Source organism: Mycobacterium sp. E802, from assembly GCF_001666875.1.
Taxonomy (GTDB): Bacteria; Actinomycetota; Actinomycetes; order Mycobacteriales; family Mycobacteriaceae; genus Mycobacterium.
This window is the reverse complement of the sequence record NZ_LZJD01000162.1, coordinates 54,989-71,608: the sequence shown is the minus strand read 5'-3', so window position 1 is coordinate 71,608 and position 16,620 is coordinate 54,989. Positions and strand designations below refer to the sequence as shown.

Annotated in this window: 17 protein-coding genes; 11 read left to right on the top strand and 6 right to left on the bottom strand. The window is 67.0% G+C overall.

Features of this window, described 5'->3' with window-relative positions; all coding sequences use genetic code 11:
• Positions 1–10: 10 nt before the first annotated feature.
• Positions 11–1,426 carry a hypothetical protein gene (locus tag A5699_RS23810; RefSeq protein ID WP_067774831.1) on the bottom strand — a complete coding sequence of 472 codons (1,416 nt, stop codon included), beginning with the start codon at positions 1,424–1,426 and terminating at the stop codon, positions 11–13.
• Between the two features lie 37 nt (positions 1,427–1,463).
• Between A5699_RS23810 and A5699_RS23805 the strand changes: the two genes are divergently transcribed.
• The gene (locus A5699_RS23805) at positions 1,464–1,742 is read left to right on the top strand and encodes a hypothetical protein (RefSeq protein WP_157561423.1); all 279 of its coding nucleotides are present in this window, start codon (positions 1,464–1,466) and stop codon (positions 1,740–1,742) included.
• A 28-nt stretch (positions 1,743–1,770) separates the two neighbouring features.
• Here A5699_RS23805 and A5699_RS23800 read toward each other — a convergent pair whose 3' ends face one another.
• Positions 1,771–3,024, bottom strand: a complete 1,254-nt coding sequence (locus A5699_RS23800) for a cytochrome P450 (RefSeq protein WP_082957851.1) — start codon at positions 3,022–3,024, stop codon at positions 1,771–1,773.
• Positions 3,025–3,053: 29 nt separating this feature from the next.
• Between A5699_RS23800 and A5699_RS23795 the strand changes: the two genes are divergently transcribed.
• A complete protein-coding gene (locus A5699_RS23795) occupies positions 3,054–3,962 on the top strand; it encodes a cyclase family protein (protein ID WP_067774822.1) in 909 nt (302 codons plus the stop codon).
• A complete protein-coding gene (locus A5699_RS23790; protein WP_067774819.1) occupies positions 3,959–5,155 on the top strand; it encodes an alpha-hydroxy acid oxidase in 1,197 nt (398 codons plus the stop codon). Before A5699_RS23795 ends, A5699_RS23790 begins: the two co-directional genes overlap by 4 nt.
• Before the next feature lie 27 nt (positions 5,156–5,182).
• Here A5699_RS23790 and A5699_RS23785 read toward each other — a convergent pair whose 3' ends face one another.
• Both A5699_RS23785 and A5699_RS23780 read right to left on the bottom strand, forming a co-directional pair.
• Positions 5,183–6,004, bottom strand: coding sequence for a thioesterase family protein (locus A5699_RS23785; RefSeq protein ID WP_067774816.1), 822 nt, complete (start codon positions 6,002–6,004; stop codon positions 5,183–5,185).
• 9 nt (positions 6,005–6,013) lie between these two features.
• On the bottom strand, positions 6,014–6,877 hold the full coding sequence (locus tag A5699_RS23780) for an SMP-30/gluconolactonase/LRE family protein (RefSeq protein WP_067774813.1): 864 nt from the start codon (positions 6,875–6,877) through the stop codon (positions 6,014–6,016).
• Positions 6,878–6,953: 76 nt separating this feature from the next.
• Here A5699_RS23780 and A5699_RS23775 point away from each other — a divergent pair, with 76 nt between their 5' ends.
• The 8 genes from A5699_RS23775 to A5699_RS23740 all read left to right on the top strand — a co-directional run bounded on the left by A5699_RS23775 (position 6,954) and on the right by A5699_RS23740 (position 15,210).
• Positions 6,954–7,658 (top strand): NIPSNAP family protein, encoded by a 705-nt coding sequence (locus A5699_RS23775; protein WP_067774810.1) that lies wholly within the window; start codon positions 6,954–6,956, stop codon positions 7,656–7,658.
• 7 nt (positions 7,659–7,665) lie between these two features.
• Positions 7,666–8,895 carry a cytochrome P450 gene (locus A5699_RS23770; RefSeq protein WP_067774807.1) on the top strand — a complete coding sequence of 410 codons (1,230 nt, stop codon included), beginning with the start codon at positions 7,666–7,668 and terminating at the stop codon, positions 8,893–8,895.
• A gap of 1 nt (position 8,896) precedes the next feature.
• A complete protein-coding gene (locus A5699_RS23765; protein ID WP_067774804.1) occupies positions 8,897–9,865 on the top strand; it encodes a zinc-binding dehydrogenase in 969 nt (322 codons plus the stop codon).
• The gene (locus tag A5699_RS23760) at positions 9,862–10,647 is read left to right on the top strand and encodes an HpcH/HpaI aldolase/citrate lyase family protein (protein ID WP_067774800.1); all 786 of its coding nucleotides are present in this window, start codon (positions 9,862–9,864) and stop codon (positions 10,645–10,647) included. Before A5699_RS23765 ends, A5699_RS23760 begins: the two co-directional genes overlap by 4 nt.
• Positions 10,638–11,375: an SDR family NAD(P)-dependent oxidoreductase gene (locus tag A5699_RS23755; RefSeq protein ID WP_369806762.1), complete on the top strand. Its 738-nt coding sequence runs from the start codon at positions 10,638–10,640 to the stop codon at positions 11,373–11,375. The genes A5699_RS23760 and A5699_RS23755 overlap by 10 nt, the downstream gene beginning before the upstream one ends.
• Positions 11,357–12,889 carry an NAD(P)/FAD-dependent oxidoreductase gene (locus A5699_RS23750; protein WP_067774794.1) on the top strand — a complete coding sequence of 511 codons (1,533 nt, stop codon included), beginning with the start codon at positions 11,357–11,359 and terminating at the stop codon, positions 12,887–12,889. Before A5699_RS23755 ends, A5699_RS23750 begins: the two co-directional genes overlap by 19 nt.
• A gap of 3 nt (positions 12,890–12,892) precedes the next feature.
• Complete coding sequence (locus A5699_RS23745; RefSeq protein WP_067774792.1) at positions 12,893–13,816, top strand: alpha/beta hydrolase; 924 nt, start codon at positions 12,893–12,895, stop codon at positions 13,814–13,816.
• A gap of 140 nt (positions 13,817–13,956) precedes the next feature.
• Positions 13,957–15,210, top strand: coding sequence for a MinD/ParA family protein (locus A5699_RS23740; RefSeq protein ID WP_082957850.1), 1,254 nt, complete (start codon positions 13,957–13,959; stop codon positions 15,208–15,210).
• On the opposite strand, the gene A5699_RS23735 is transcribed toward A5699_RS23740, so the two are convergent.
• Positions 15,203–15,676 (bottom strand): polyketide cyclase, encoded by a 474-nt coding sequence (locus tag A5699_RS23735; RefSeq protein ID WP_067774789.1) that lies wholly within the window; start codon positions 15,674–15,676, stop codon positions 15,203–15,205. The two genes, A5699_RS23740 and A5699_RS23735, sit on opposite strands and share 8 nt — an antisense overlap.
• A 49-nt stretch (positions 15,677–15,725) precedes the next feature.
• On the bottom strand, positions 15,726–16,433 hold the full coding sequence (locus tag A5699_RS23730) for a DUF427 domain-containing protein (protein WP_067774788.1): 708 nt from the start codon (positions 16,431–16,433) through the stop codon (positions 15,726–15,728).
• Positions 16,434–16,620: the final 187 nt, after the last annotated feature.

Here is a 16,620-nt window from a genome sequence, read left to right as displayed (position 1 = left end):
GATGGGCGTCTCAGTGCGTGTGGTAGTAATCATCGTCCACCTCTCTGACGGTTTGTGTGCCGAGATCTGCGTGCGTGTTCATTCGCAGGGTGTGTGTCGTTTCCCCGTGGTCAGGTGTCTCCCGTGCGATGACAGTCGGGGCGGCATCGGCACGTCCGACGGCATATATCTGCGGAAGGGGCGGCGGCTTGACGCGCCAACGCTGACGAAAGGTGCGGGCGAGGACCGCGAGAGCGATGACGCCGAGGAACAGCCACAGCACCCACTGATAATCGGGTTTGGGCGGGATCGGAGGCGGCGGAGGGCTGCTCAAGACCGTGAAGTCGGCGGCCAGTACGACTCCGTCCGAACATGTCGCGCGCAATGTCACCCGGCCGCCATCGGTCTTGGCCGGCACCAGGAGGGGCGTGGTGAAATGCCCTGATCGGTCGAGTGATACGGCGGTCAGTGTCGGGCCGTCGTCCCAGGCCAGATCGACGGGTCCGGAGTGGTTTGCGCACGGGAACCCCTCACCGGTGGCCAGGACCTCGTCATCGGTGCGGCCGCTCGTGGGCTGGAGCGTCAATGTCGGCTCGGGCTGCTCGGGCTGCTCGGGTATGGGTGTGGGCATGCTCGTCGCCGTGAAGGTCTGCGTGTCCTTGATGCTCGAGTCGGGGCGACACGACGCTGTCACAGTGTGGACGAACGACCTCTGTGCCGGCGGAACCGTGAACGACGACGTGAACGCGCCCGGCAGACCTTCAGCCAACAGTGTGTCGTCCCAGTGCAGTTCGACATCGCCGTCGCAGCCGAATCCGGTGCCCGCGGCAGTCACGACGTCGCCGGGTTCTCCGTGTCCCGGTGTGAGAGTAAGCGTGGGTTTCGACGCTGCGAGCACCGTGAAAGTGGCCGGCGCCGTGTTGTGTCCGCAGGATGCGGTCACGGAGTGCGAGGTGGCCTTTGCATTCTCCGGTACCGTGAACGAAAATCTGCCGTCGCCGCCTGGCTCGCTTGACGTCAGCTCCTGGTCGTCCCATCGGAATGACATGTCAGCGGGGGTGCACGTGTCGAATCCGCTCACCGTCGCGTCGAACGACGATCCCGCGTAACCCTGCTCGGGTTCGATTACGAGGGTGGGTGCCAGCACCGTGAATTGGGCAGTGACCCGCCCGCTCGGGCAGGCCACTGCCACCTCGTGCGCACCGGGCTCAGCTGTCGTGGGCACGGTGAAGTCGATCGCGGCACTGTCGGTGGCAGGGTCCGTATGTACACCCGCGGTTCCACCGTCAGGCGGCAGAGACGCGCCATCCCACTGGAACAATTCCGTCCGTGACGACCGAATGTTCTCCTGGTGTGCGCGCGCGTTCGCGCATGCACTGACACCCGTCAGAGTGCCCGTGAAATGCGTTGCCGGGTAGCCCTCGTCGCGGTCGAGCGTGAGGCTCATATGCGCCGTTGTTCGGCGCTCCGTCGAGGTTTCGGTCGTGGTGGGGGTGACGCTCGCCGACGTCTCCGGGGTGGGCGTCGGCGTCTCCGGGGTGGGCGTCGGCGACTCGGTTGGGCTCATCGAAGTCGTTGGTTCCGACGTCGAGGACGACGGGCTCGGATCGGCGAATGCGGGGTTACTCAACATCGTTGCCAGCAACAGCCCGCATGTCGACGCGAGTACGAGCGCCCCGGCATGCCACCTACGGCGCTGCTCGATTCGCCGGCCGTCTGGTGTCATCTCGGCAGCATCTCGCTGCTCGGCGTCGGTGTCGTGAGTAGTGCGCTACTCGTGTTTGTTGCGAATCAGGCGGCGGCCACCAACACTCGGCTCGGCCCGCGCACGGTGTAGTTGGTGCCGTAGTCCAGCGGGCTGGCCAGTTGCCAGTCACCCACGGTGTCGATCAGTTCCTCGAGGAAGATCTGCGCCTCCAGCCGGGCCAGGTTCATTCCGAGGCAACTGTGCAGGCCGAAGGCGAACCCAAGGTGGGACAGCTTGCGCCGGGTGATATCGAAGTCGTCGGGGCGCTCCCAGCGTCGCGGGTCTCGGTTCGCCGCTCCCAGCAGCAGGGTGATGCGCTCACCGTCGGCCACCGCGACGTCACCCACGGCGGCCGAGCCGCCAATGTTCAGCGTTACGTCGTCGCCGACGACGTCGCGAAAGATCGAGTGCGACACGGTTTCCAGGCGATGTACCTCTTCCACCGCGTCGAGGGCCACGCTGCGGTCTGACTGCAGGATTCGGCGCTGGTCGGGATGTATGGCCAGTGTCGCCACGATCTGGGCGAGCAGCTTGGCGGTGGTCTCGTTGCCGGCGAACACCAACTGGGTATTGCTCGCGACGATCTCCTGCTCGGTCATGTGCTCACACGCGTATTCATGGGCGACCATCGTCCCGATCAGATCCCAACTGCCCTCGGCCGGACAGCCCCGAACCGGTAACTGCTCGCGAATGTAGGAATTCAGTTGGGCCGTGGCGTGTTTCCCGGCCGCGATCAACTCGGCACCGTGCGCACCCGGCATGCTGTAACCCTCGGCGGAGGCGCCCATCGCGTCGCTCCACGCGGTGAACTGGTCGACCATCTCCGGCTCCACGCCGAGCATGTGGGCGATCACCTCGGTCGGGATGCCCCGGGTGAGCTCCGTGACGATCTCGACGGTTTCCCCGTCGCGCAGCCTCGCGGCCACCGGCGCCAACCGGGCCCGCACGATCTCGGTGATCACCGGGCGCAGCCGCGCCAACGTCCTCGGCCGGAAATCGCCCGACCAAATGGACCTGATCCGGTCGTGGTGGGGGCCGTCGTAGAACTCCATCGTCGGTCCGCCGAACACCGCTGCGTGCTCGACCTGGCCGCGCTCTGAGCCGAACCGCGATGGTGCGCTGAGGATCTGCTTGACCAGGTCGAACTCGCTGACCATCCAGCGGTTGATCCGCTCGTTGAAGACCACCCCGCCGAGCTCCCTGATCTCGCGGTAGCGCGCCCACGGATCGGCGACGAACGCCGGATCGGTCGTGTCGAACGACAGCAGCGGATAATGGGCGGCGACCATAGCTGCCATGTTGACAATTTTGTGCAACTCTGTAAAGCGTGAGTTTCAAGGATCGCGGCCGCGAACTGTCCAACTGGGGCCGCTGGGGGCCCGACGACCAGATCGGCACCCTCAACCTCGTCGAGCCGCGCCACGTGCAGGCCGCGGCCGGTGAAGTCCGTTCGGGCAAGGTATTTCAGCTGAGTATCCCGGTGGGCAAAGACGGACCGCAGAGCGGTGTCGGCGGCCGGAACAACCCGGTGCACCTGATGTCGATGCAGCACAGCGACTTCGAGTCGCACGGGCTGCAGGTGGCTGACGACTGGATCATCATGCCGCTGCAATCCGGCACTCAGTGGGATGCGTTGTCGCATGTCGGTTACGACGGCAAGCTCTACAACGGACACTCCGCCGACGAGGTAGGGGCCCGCGCGGGTGCCCGACAGCTGGCCGTCGACGCCTTCACCGACCGGATCGTCGGTCGCGGGGTGCTGCTCGACATCGCCCGGTTGCGTGGGGTGGATTGGCTGGAACCGGGCACCGCGATCACCCCGGCCGATTTGGAGGCCGCAGAAGCGGCACAGGGTGTGACCGTCGGGGAGGCCGACTTCCTGCTCGTGCGGACCGGGTGGCGGGCCCGCCTGTTGGCGCAGGGCCGCGACGGCTGGATGTCCGCCGAGCCGGGCCTGGGCATCGAGTGCGCCCGCTGGCTACACGACCGCGGTGTCGCGGCGGTGGGCAGCGACAACTGGGCCATCGAGGTGATCCCCAGTGAGACAGGGGAGACCCTGCCGCTGCACTGCATCTTGATCCGCGACATGGGCATGCCGCTGGCCGAGATCCTCGACCTTGACGCATTGAGTGCCGACTGCGCTGACGACGGCGTGTGGAGCTTCCTGTTCGTCGCGCCACCGCTGCACATCAGCAACGCCGTCGGGTCCCCCGTCACGCCCATCGCGATCAAATGAGCCCGGCATTCCAGTACCGGCTGCGAACCCCGACGCCACTGGTCAGCATCGAGGACTACCGGACCGCGGCACGCCGGGCCCTGCCCGTCATGGTGTGGGCCTACCTGGACGGCGGGGCAGAGGACGAGCGCACGATGCGGGCCAACCGTGCCTCCTTCGCCAAATGGCAGCTGCGCCAACGGGTTCTGTCCGGGCACGCCGATGCCGATCTGGGCGTGACGATCGACGGGCAACGACTCGACCTGCCGGTGCTGCTGGCGCCCACCGGACTCACCGGCCTGGCGCACTACTCGGGTGAGCTGGCCGCGGCCCGGGCCGCCGAACAGGCCGGGACCCGGCTCACCCTGTCCACGGCGTCGTCGTACTCCATCGAGGAGGTCGCCGCGGGCACCTCGGCCGATCACTGGTTCCAGCTCTACCCCTGGGGCGACGGCCCGTTCTCGGATTCCATGCTCAGCCGGGCCCGTGACGCCGGATACCGCACCCTGGTGGTGACCGTCGACGTCCCGGCGCAGGGCAACCGGACCGGTGAGCGGCGCATCGGGATGGGGCATCCACCGATCCTCACCCCGCGCCGGATCGCCGACGCCGCGATCCGGCCGGCCTGGTGGTACGGGCTGCTGCGTCATCAACGGATGACGATGCGCAGCCTCACCCACATCACGGGCGCCAAGGGTGCCGTGGAATCGGTCAGCATCCAGAGCCGCCGGATGCGGCCGGACCTGAGCTGGCGCGACGTGGGTGCACTCCGCGAGCGTTGGGACGGACCCTTCGTGGTCAAGGGTGTGTTGGAGCCCGACGACGCGATACGTGCAGTCGACGAGGTGGGCGCCACCGGGGTGGTGGTGTCCAATCATGGTGGGCGCCAACTCAATGGGGTGGTCGCCTCGATCGACGCGTTGCCCGACATTGCCGAGGCTGTCGGCGACCGCGCCACGGTGCTACTGGACAGCGGTGTGCGCTGTGGCACCGACGTGGTCACCGCGTTGGCCCTCGGCGCGGACGCGGTGATGATCGGCCGGCCCTACATCTACGGCCTGGCCGTGGCCGGCGGGGCCGGGGTCAGTGCGGTGCTCGACATCCTGGCCGCCGAGATCCGTTCGACTTTGACGCTGATGGGTGTGGCGAGCGTGGCCGACCTGACCCCCTCAGTTCTTCGCCGAACAGACGCAAACCCGTACATCTGCGAGTGAAAAGGTACGGGTTTGCGTCTGCTCGCGCTAAGAACGCTTGGGTGGGCGGGGCCGGACCAGCACCGCCTGCTGGATCGCGCCCACCGCCCCGGACTCGTCGAACAACGTGCCCACCGTGGTGCCGATGCCGTCAGGTCCGTAGTGGGTGTCGGCGCGGATGCCGATCCACTCCCCGTCGGGCATGCGATGGATGTGCACCACCAGATCGGTGTTGAGGAACGTCCACTTGCGGATGTCGATCTTCGACCCGATGCCGTTGGCGTCGTCGGCGACCGCGAACAGCCGCTGCAACGGCGTCATCGGTTCACCCTTGACCACATCGACCGTCGGCTTGAGCCACGACTCGCCCGGGCCGGGCGCCTGGGGCACCGTCAGCCAGCGCCAGTCCACGCTGTGCACATAGTTGGGCTCCCAGTTCTTGGCCATGTCGCGGCTACGGGCCTGCTCCAACGGAGGTAGCGGCTCGACGCCCGTATGCGCGACGGCGGTGGTGTCCAGTTGCAGCATCCGCCACCCGCCGGCGCGCGCCACCACCCGGGGTTCTCCGTCGGGCCCGAGCGCCAGCATCTCGGCGTTGACGAGCTCGATCTGCTTGCCGGGCCGTTCCAGTTGGGCCCGCACCCACAGGTCACCTTCGGACGGCACACCGCCCATCAGGTCGATGGCCACCCGACTCAACCGCGTGTCGTCGCGGTGCACACAGCGTTCCAGCGCGCGCACCAACAGCGCCGACACCGGCGCGCCGTGCTGGATCGAGGCCGACCAGGTGCCGCGCGCCATGTCGGTGGCGCGAAACTTCTCGCCGAGCGGATCGTTCGCGTCGATCAGCTCGTAGTAAGAGTCAGACATGTCTACCGTTCAGTGGTGATGGTGATGGGTGTCGTGATCGCCGGGTGCGGGAATGTCGACCGTCACGGTGTCGACCCGCGAGAGCTTGGTGCCGACGAGCCGTTCCGGGTAGGCGTCGGTGGTGGTGACCAGAAACAGCGTGCGCCCCTCGACACCGCCGAGGGCACAGGCGATTGCGGTGCGTCCGTCGGCATCGATGCGGTCGGTGACCGTCGAGCCGTCGGGCGCGATGCGCTGGAACCCGTGCGCCAATGTCAATGCCGCCCACACGCCGCCCTCGGCGTCGACGGCGAGCCCGTCGGGTGGGCCGTCGAGCCCCTCGATGAACACGCGCCGATCGGTGAGGCTGCCGTCGGGGCGGATCGTGAAGGCGCTGAGCCGTCGGGCGGTGGATTCGGCGACGATCAAGGTGGTGCCGTCCGGGGTGATGACCATGCCGTTGGGGAAGTCAAGGTTGTCGGCGACCACGCTCGCCGTGCCGTCGGGGTCGACGCGCACGATCACGCCGTGGGAACGCGCCTGCGACCCGACGTACGCCCGACCGTGTTCGTCCAGAACCATGTCACCGAGGTCGGCGGGAACGAGATCGCTGAGATCCACCAACAGTTCCACGGTGTCGCCGTCGTAGCGCAGCACCTGGCGGCCTCGGGTAGAAACGATCAGCAGCGAGCCGTCCGGCCGAAAACCCAAACCGGACGGGGAATGTCCGGGGACGGGCAGGGTGGTCATGGCCCCCGACAGGGTGACCGTGTGCACGGCCTCGCCCAGCATGTCGGAGAACCACAGCAGGCCTTCGAACCAGCGTGGGCCCTCACCGAAACAGAAGCCATGTGCGAGTTCGGTTGTCCCGGCCTCTTCGGTTCCCGCCGTCATATCCTCGTGCCTTTACAAAACACGCCCCAAGTGTCACGCTCGCAGGGTGTCACTGTCAACCACCGGAGCGCGGTAGATGAAGAAGTTCTACGGCCACACGCTGCTGTATCTGCACGAGACCATCGATCTCGGTTCGGGCCGGACAGATCAGTTCACCCAGACATTCGGTGAGGTCTATCAGCCGATGATGGAGGAGCTGGGTGCCCGGCTGTTCGCGATCTGGGAAACCACGCCGTACAACGGGCACTGGCCGCAGGTGACGATCATCTGGGAGATCGACGCTTTCGCCGACTATGCCCGCATCGGCAAGGCCCAAGCCGCCGGAGGCAGTCACGAGAAGCCCGCACTGCAGTGGGCGGCATACCTGTCCGAGCTCGGAGCCCGCGGCGAGGGCCGAATCATGTACGCCGGCAAGTACAACCGCACACTCGCCCAGCTTCAGGATGCGAAGTTCGGTGCCGGACTGGTGATCCAGGAGATCATGGAGACCAAGCCGGGGCGTCAGGACGACTACATCCGCGAACTGGAACGGTTGTATGTGCCGTGGTCGGAGAGCACCGGCAAACGCTGGCTGGGGTCGTTCATCACCACGTTCCGGTTCAACGAGGTGATCCACTATTGGGCGCTCGACGACGACTGGGACTGCTTCGAGAACCACTATCCGTCGTGGAAGGGGAATCCGCCCGCGGAGATCGTGACCTGGATGAGTGTCGCGCCCGCCCTGCGTGACGGCTGGGAGGATTCGATCCTCTCGGCGCTGCCACCCTCGCCGCTGAAGTAGGTATGCGATGAATCAACCTGTGCTGCAGGGGTTCACCTACGATCCCTTCGATCCGGACGTGATGGCCAATCCGTTGCCGTACTACCGGATTCTGCGCGACGAGTACCCGGTGTATTACATCGACAAGTGGGACACCTACGCGCTGTCCCGGTTCGAGGACATCTGGAACATGCTCGGCGTCAACGACGGAACCTTCGTCGCCTCCGAGGGCACCCTGCCGGCGGCGAACGTCTTGGCACACCACAACGACGGCCCGGTGCCCGATCCGCCGTTGCACCCCATGCCCTTTCACGCAAACTTCGACTCGCCGCTCTACGAGAACGTGCGCAAATGCACGTCCGCCCAGTTCCGGATCAGGACCGTACCCAAGTTGGCTGACCGGATCAGAACGCTGGCCAACGAGCGGCTCGACGAGTTGCTGCCGCGTGGCACGTTCGACCTCACCCAGGATTATGGTGGCATCGTCGCGGCCGCGATGGTCTGCGATTTCGTCGGATTACCAGCCGATCTGGCGCCAGAGGTACTGGCCACCGTCAATGCCGGCAGCCTCGCGCAACCGGGTGAAGGGGTCGAGGTGGGCAACGCCCGGCCCGGCTATCTGTCGTATCTCACCCCGATCATCGAACGTCGTCGTGCCGAGGGTGCCGACGGCAGTGTGCCGATCGCCGACGCCCTGATCGACTTCCGCCTGCCCGACGGGTCGGCCTTCGGGGACATGGAAGCCGCCGTGCAGATGCTGGGTGTGTTCATCGGCGGCACCGAAACCGTCCCGAAGATCACCGCGACCGGGCTGTGGCAGCTGTTGCGCCACCCCGACCAATTGGTTGCGGTGCGAGCCGATCTCGACGGCAACGTGCCGATCGCGCGCGAGGAGATCATCCGGCACAGCGCCCCGGCGCAGTGGTTCGCACGGACCGTACGGCGGCCGTACACCGTCCACGGCACGACCATCAATCCCGGGCAGCGCATCATCACGCTGCTGGCCTCGGCCGCCCGCGACGAACGGGAATATGACAATCCGGATGAGTTCGTATGGAACCGGCCGATCGAACGGCTGTTGTCGTTCGGGCACGGCCAGCATTTCTGCCTGGGAGTGCACGTGGCCCGGTTGGAGATCACCATCATGATCCAGGAGTTCCTCAAACGCGTGCCCGAGTACCACATCGACGAGGCCGCGGCGTCCCGCCCGCCGTCGAGTTTTCAGTGGGGCTGGAACAACATTCCCGTGGAGGTGTGACATGTGGTGTTACCGCCTCGTGGCACCGTTCACGTTCGAACGATCCGACATCGCCGAGCCCACACCGGAATCCCTGTCCGACGGCCAGGTGCTGCTCGACTTCCTGGCCGCCGGGATCTGCGGGAGCGACCTGCCCGGATTCAAGGGCACCCAGGGCAAGCTTCCGGGTGACACCGGTCCCTGCGCGGCGGAGATGAACGGCTTCCCGATCCACGAGATCGTCGGCGAGGTGCTGGCCAGCCGCCATCCCGATCATCGGGCGGGGGAGCGGGTGGTGGGCTGGGCCTCGGGTTTCGACGGTCTGATGGGCCGCGTAATCACCGACGGTGCCGGGCTGGTGACCTACGACCCCGCGCTCGCCCCCGAGCTCGCGGTGGGGCTGCAGCCGCTGGCCTGCGTGCTCTACGCCATGGAGCAGTTGCCCGATGTCACCGGCCGTCACGTCGCGGTCATCGGGCAGGGGTCGATCGGTCTGTTGTTCTCCTATGTGGCAAAGGCTTTGGGGGCCGCCCGGGTCACCGGCGTGGACCCGGTGGACCGCACCACGATCGGCCCGCGGTTCGGGGTCGACGACATGGTCCGTGCCACCAGTGACCGCTGGGTCAGGCATCTGGGCGCCGACGGCAAACCGGACATCGTCATCGAGGCCGTCGGGCATCAGGTCGCCACCCTCAACCACGCGCTGGAGGCCGCCGCGTTCGGCGGCACGGTGTTCTACTTCGGCGTACCCGACGACGACAGTTACCCGATCAGCATGCGCACCATGTTGCGGAACAACCTGACCCTGAAATCCGGTGTCACGCTGGACCGTCAGCGCGTGTTACGTCGCGCCGACGCGTTCGCCCGCGAGCATCCGGATCTGTTGCCCCGCTACGTGACCCACACCTTCGGCGTCGACGAGGTACCGGCCGCATTCGAATTCGCCAGCCGCCCCATGCCCGAACGCGTCAAGATTGCGATCACCCGATGATCCCGAGCCGACTGCAGGACGCACTCGCGGCCAACGCCCAGGTCTGGGGCGGCTGGGTGGTCGGACCGACGATCATCGGCCCCGAGGAGTTCGCGGCCGCGGGCTACCACTACGTCGGATTCGACGTCCAGCACGGCTATCTCGACGACGCCGACGTGGCGCTGTTGCTGCGCAGGTTGGAGCATGTGCCGATTGCCACGGCGGTGCGGTTGCCGTCGGCCGATGCCGCACCGATCGGCCGGGTACTCGACGCCGGTGCCGATGCGGTGATCATCGCCATGGTGGAATCGGCCGAGCAGGCCGCGGCGGCGGTCGCGGCCACCAGATTCGCTCCGGCCGGGGTACGCAGCTTCGGGCCGTTGCGCGCCAGCATGGGGTTGGACGCCGACGAACTGGAATCGCGGGTGAGTGTGTTCGCGATGATCGAGACGGCAGCCGGCCTGGCCGCCGTCGAGGAGATCTGCGCCGTTCCCGGCCTCACGGGCGTGTACGTCGGACCGGCAGATCTGGCCATCTCGATGGGCTACCAGCTCGCCGACGCCTGGACCCACCCGGACGTACGAGCATCGATGGTCGCGATCAAGGACGCCGCCCACGCGGCCGGGTTGGTCACCGGGATTCATGCCGGGGCGGGAAGACTCGGAAAAGCGATGGCCGGCCTGGGGTTCCAGATGATCACCCTGGCCTCGGAGTCGCAGGCCCTGCGCCGCGGTGCCACCGAGCACCTGCAGGAAGCCATCGGACAGAACCACGACGAATCGATCCAAAGGGGATATCAGTGAGCGCAACCGGTCGGGTGGCCCTGGTGACCGGCGCCGCCCGGGGCCAAGGTGCAGCCATCGTGGCACGCCTGGTGGCCGACGGCTACCGGGTGACCGCGGCCGATCTGCTGTTCGACGAACTGGCGGCTGGCACAACCGAATTCGGTGATCGTGTGCTGGCCGTGACGCTCGACGTCACCTCGGCCGAACAATGGCAGGCCGCGGTGCAGGCAACGATGAAACAGTTCGGAGGGCTCAACGCACTGGTCAACAACGCCGGTGTGCTGCACCGGGCCTCGATCGCCGAGGAAACCCCGCAAGGATTCGAGGGATCCTGGCGGGTCAACTGCCTCGGCCCGTTCCTGGGGCTGCAGGCCGCCCTTGAACCGCTGCGGCAGGCGGAAGGGGCCGCGGTGGTGAACACCTGCAGCACCGGCGCGGTCCGCCCGTTCCCGAACCACGCCGCCTATGGCTCGTCAAAATGGGCGCTGCGGGGGCTCACCCAGCTGGCCGCCGCCGAGCTGAGCCGGGACGGCATCCGGGTCAACGCCGTGTTCCCGGGGCCGGTCGAGACTCCGATGCTCGACGAAAAGACCCAGGCCCGGCTGGCCGAGCGGGCCACCCTGGGCCGGTTGGGCACACCCACCGAGATCGCCGACGCCGTGGCGTTCCTGCTGTCGGAGCAAGCGTCGTTCATCACCGGTTCCGAGCTGCTCGTCGACGGCGGCCAATGTCTGCAGATCGGATGACACGCATGGGCAACTCTGCATCGGTGGGAATCATCGGCGCCGGCCCCGGCGGCCTGGCGCTCGGAATCTTCCTGAAGAAAGCCGGTTTCGACGATTTCACCATCTTCGACCGCGAAGATGGCGTCGGCGGCACCTGGCGGATCAACACGTACCCGGGTCTGGCCTGCGACGTGAAATCGCACCTGTACTCGTATTCGTTCGACCTCAACGCCGACTGGAGCCGGATGTGGGCGGGGCAACCGGAGATCCTCGAGTATTTCGAGCGGTGCGCCCAGCGGTACCGATTGGGCCCGCATCTGCAGCTGAACACCGAGATCGTCGCGGCACGATGGGACGCCGAGGCCGGCAACTGGTTGCTGACCACTGCGACCGGCGCGCAGCATCGCTTCGACGTCGTGGTGTCGGCAATCGGGCTGTTCACCCAACCGTTGCAGCCGGACCTGATCCAGGAGGAACCCTTTACCGGCACCCTCATGCACACCGCCAACTGGGATCACGATGTCGAGCTCGACGGCGCCAAGGTGGCCGTGCTCGGTACCGGATCGACTGCCTCCCAAGTAGTTCCAGAACTGGCCAAGGTCGCCGAGAAGGTGTATTCGGTGCAACGCTCGGCGACCTGGGTACTGCCGAAACCCGACCGGCCCTACACCGAACGGGAACGCTGGCTGTTCGCCCACATCCCGTTCGCCAAGAAGATCTACCGGACCCGGCTGTGGTTGCGCAGTGAGTCCAACATCGCGGTGATCGAGAACGGCAGCGACAAGACCCAGGAGTTCAAGGCGATCGCGCTGAACCTCCTCGAATCGACGGTGGCCGACGAGGATTTGCGGGCCCGGCTCACCCCCGACCACCCGCTGGGCTGCAAGCGTCTGGTTTTCTCACCGGACTTCATCCAGACCCTGACCCGACCGAACGTCGAGGTGGTATCAAGCCCGGCGCGGGCGCTGCGATCGAGAACGCTGGTCACCGAGGACGGCCGGGAACTCGACGTCGATGTGGTGGTGTGCGCCACCGGCTATGCCGCGGCCGACTATCTGGGCCAGATCGAGGTGACTGGGGAAAACGGGGTGTCGCTGCACGACACTTGGCGTGACGGAGCTTTCGCCTACCTGGGGATGACGGTGCCCGGATTCCCGAACTTCTTCATGCTCTACGGCCCCAACACCAACGTCGGGTCGAACAGCGTCATCTTCATCCTGGAGGCTCAGGCTCGCTATGTGGTACGGGCCCTCAAACACCTTCGGCGCAAACGCAAGTCATATGTCGCGGTACGGCCCGAGGCAATGGCGGCGTTCCTTTCCGACGTCGACCGCTGGATGCAGGGCACCGTGTGGCTCACGCGGTGCAGCAGCTATTTCCGGGCGCCCAGCGGACGCGTCGTCACGCAGTGGCCGCGCAGCGCCCGGGCGTTCTGGACGATGACGCGACGGTTCCGTCCGGGCGACTACACCTTCGACCCGCCCGTCGCCCGGCCGGACGCGGTCGCCGCGGGCGCCGACCGAACGGACGGCTGACCAGTGTCCTGGCGGGCGCGCCTCGACCCTGCGCTGCGCGGCTTCGCCGAGGCGCGCACCGACCTGTCTGCCGACGTGTTGGGGGCGGTGCGCGCGTCGCTGGATCAACGCCGCCGTGAGGCGGCGCAGATGTTGGACGCCCCGGGGGTGGAGATCATCGGGGGGCGGGTCACGCTCGGGCGTCGCACCATCGCCGTGCGCATCTACCGGGCTGGGCCCTCGCCCGCCCCTGCGGTGATCTACTGCCACTCCGGCGCCTTCGTCCTGGGTAATCTCGACACCGACCAGATCCAATGCGTGGAGTTGGCGCGACGCGCCCGCTGCACCGTGATCGCGATGGACTACCGGTTGGCTCCGGAAGCGCCGTACCCGGCCGGTTTCGACGACGCCATGGTGGTGCTCAACTGGGCTGCCACGATGGCCGCCGAGCTTGACATCGATGCCGACCGGATCGCCGTGGCCGGCAGCAGCGCCGGCGGCGCGCTGGCGGCGTTGCTGGCCCAACACTCCGCGGCCGGCTCGGCACCGCCGGTGGTGTTCCAGGCCCTGCACCAACCGGTGCTCGACAACCGGCGCACCGGATCGAAGGAGGAGTTCGTCGACACCCCCGGGTTCGATGGTCCGGCCACCGTGGCGATGTGGCGGCACTACTCGGGTGGTCGCGACATCACTGAGGTGGCGGTGCCGGCTCGGACCGACGCGCTGGCCCGTGTGGCGCCGGCCCTCATCACCTGCTCGGAGCTCGATCCGTTGCGTGACGAGGCGCTGGACTACGCCCGCAGCCTGCTGAAACAGAAAGTTGCCACCGAACTCCACCTGTTCGCCGGGACCTGCCATGGCTTCGATTCGCTGCTTCCCGAGTGGGAGGTCAGCCAACAACTCTTCGCCCTGCAGGGCGCGGCATTGCGCCGTGCCCTGCACGGCTGAGCCGGTAGCTGACCGCCTCGGACATCGGCTCGGCGGTGGTTGTCGGCAAATATTGGCAATATTGTGGGCAATAATGCAGGTCTGTGGCACGGGGAACAGGCACGGGCAACCGCGGGCAAGTGAGCGATTGAGAGGTGGCTATGTCGGCCGACGACGACCGGCTCACGTACTCCAGAGACCCCAAACACGCCCGGGGCACGTTGGACTACGGCGGGCTCGACGCCCTGCTGGGTGGTCCGGTGGCGGCGCTGCCCCACGGCCGGTCGCGGCCCGACGATGCCCGGGTTTCGACCCCGCCGGTCGTCCTCACCTCGAATTTCGCCGTCCCCGGCGAATCCGAGATCACGGCCAAGCTGCCGCCGGTGAGCCCGCGTCGTCCCATCGCCCCGCCGGCCAACGCCTCGCCGACCGCCGGTAACTGGATCCTGGAGCAGCCGGTTCCCGCGGCGGCCGCCGACGAGCTGCGCGCGATCGACAACCTGGCTCGCGTCGGCGTGCGCTCGGCCGTCAAGATGCAACCCCGTCGCGGCTGGCGACGCGCGGTCTATGTCATGACCCGTCTCAACCTCGGGTTGTCCCGCGACGAACTCTACGAACTCGATCTGTACGCCCGGGTGCGCCGCACAGCGCGAGAGTCCTATCAGATCGGCGTGTTCGGGCTGAAGGGCGGCGTCGGTAAAACCGCGGTCACCGTGGCTCTGGGATCGGTGCTCAGCGCGGTGCGCGGTGACCGCATCCTGGCGGTGGACGCCGATCCGGCAGGCGGCAATCTGGCCGATCGGGCCGGGCGACAGTCCGCGGCGACCGTGAGCGATCTGCTGGCGGCCAAGGACCTTTCGCGCTACAACGATGTCCGCGCCTATACGAGCATGAACGAGTCCAAGCTCGAAGTGCTTGCCGGTGACGAATACAGCCGGGCCGGCCGGGCATTCAACGATGTGGACTGGAACTCCGCCACCGCCGCGGTCTCCAAGCACTACAACCTCGTCCTTGCCGATTGCGCCGCCGACATGTTCGCCTCGGCGGCCCGCGGCGTGTTGGCAACGGTGTCCGGCGCGGTGATCGTGGCCAGTGCCTCCATCGACGGAGCCCGCCAAGCGGCGGTGACCATGGACTGGCTGCGGCAGAACGGCCATCAGGAGCTGCTGAACCGCTCCTGTGTCGTCATCAATCACGTGGGTCCGCGCAAACCCAACGTGAATACCGGTGACCTGGTACACCAGTTCCAAAAGCATGTGGCTCCCGGCCGGGTGGTCGTGCTGCCGTGGGACAAGCACATCGCCGCGGGCACCGACATCCGGTTCGACCTGCTGCGGCCGGCCTACCGGCGTCGCATCCTGGAGCTGGCCGCGGCCCTGTCCGACGACTTCGAGGGCGGCGCGCCACTCATCTGAGCGCGAGTTCCCGTGCGACCGCGGCGTGATACCTGTCGATGTTCGCCGGATTCACCACGCGGAACAGCGCATCCGGCAGCGGGGTGTCCTTGTAGGCCTCGATGGTCATCGTGCGGCCAAAGAGCGTGACGTCGTTGCCCGGCCGGGTGAACTGGTACTGCACGGTGATCCGGCCGTCCATACCGCCGTTGCCATCTCGGTCATGTCCCAGCCGGCCCACCGAGTTGAACACCCACAGGCGTGGCCGCATCGCGATCGCCAGGTGCCAGGTGTAGATCTGCGTCCCGTCCGGCCCGGCCTCGGTCCAGGTGTCACCGACTTGCAACGGCAATCGTTCCGGTAGTCCGCCGATGTGGGCACTGCCCGGGTAGGTCTTGACCCAGTTCGCCGGGTTGGTGACGAAATCGTAGATCTCCTCGGCGGATTGGGTGAACGCTGTCTCGGAGCTGGTGGTCACGATGCCCAATGGTGTTCGCTCTCCTCTGGTTTCAAGGTTGGTTTCAAGGTTGTGCCGGTCACAGATCGCAGCCGCAGGCTGCCGAATCGCCCGGGGTGGGAAGCTCGGCGAGCACGTCCACACGCGTCGGGTCGAAGCTGAATAATCCCTGAATCGGCAGGGATTCCGGCGGGGTGTCGGGGTAACTCCAGGCCACGTCGGCGATGATGCTGTCGCCGATCGCCGCCGACCAGTAGCGGGCGGTGCCCTTGTAGTTGCAGTACGACGTCGTCTGGCTGGGCTGCAACAGGTCGGTGCGGACCAGGGCCGGATCGACGTAGAGGCGGGGCTCCAGCGCAGTTTCGAAGACGACCACCGTCTCGTCGGTGTCGACCAGGACGGTATCCGCAGCGGTCACCCGCAGGCTGCGCCGGGTCGGCCGGCAATCGATCCGGTGATACGGGTTGGGCGGATAGTGCACGAGCTTGCGGCCTTCTTCGAACCAGGCGTCGACGGCATCCCACGGTACCGAGACGTATCCCGGCGCCTCGAGTACCGGCTCGTGGGGGAGGCCGCCGACCTCGTCGCTGCGAAACGCATAGCTCAGTGGGTGGCCGGCGCGGTGCACCATCAGGGCGTGCTCGGTGTCGAGTACGACGATGTCACCGCGAACGGCTTGGATACGGCGCGGATGGGGCTCGATGTACACGGTGGCGCCCGCGAGCGGGGGAGTAAACCAACCGGCCGGTTGGGTGCTCAATGGGCCACGCCCGGCAACGAGACTCATTGCGCCACCTCCACTTTGGCCGACCCGCTGGCCGCGGCGCGCGGGCGGGGACGCCCCGACCATCTCCGGTGCGGCGATCGGCGCGTCAAGATAGAAGCTTTACAGATTATCTTGAGAATGTCACGCTGTTGGATGAGGCGGACGACACCGCAACAACCCTCGAGACGTACCGGCCGATCAGGCCTCT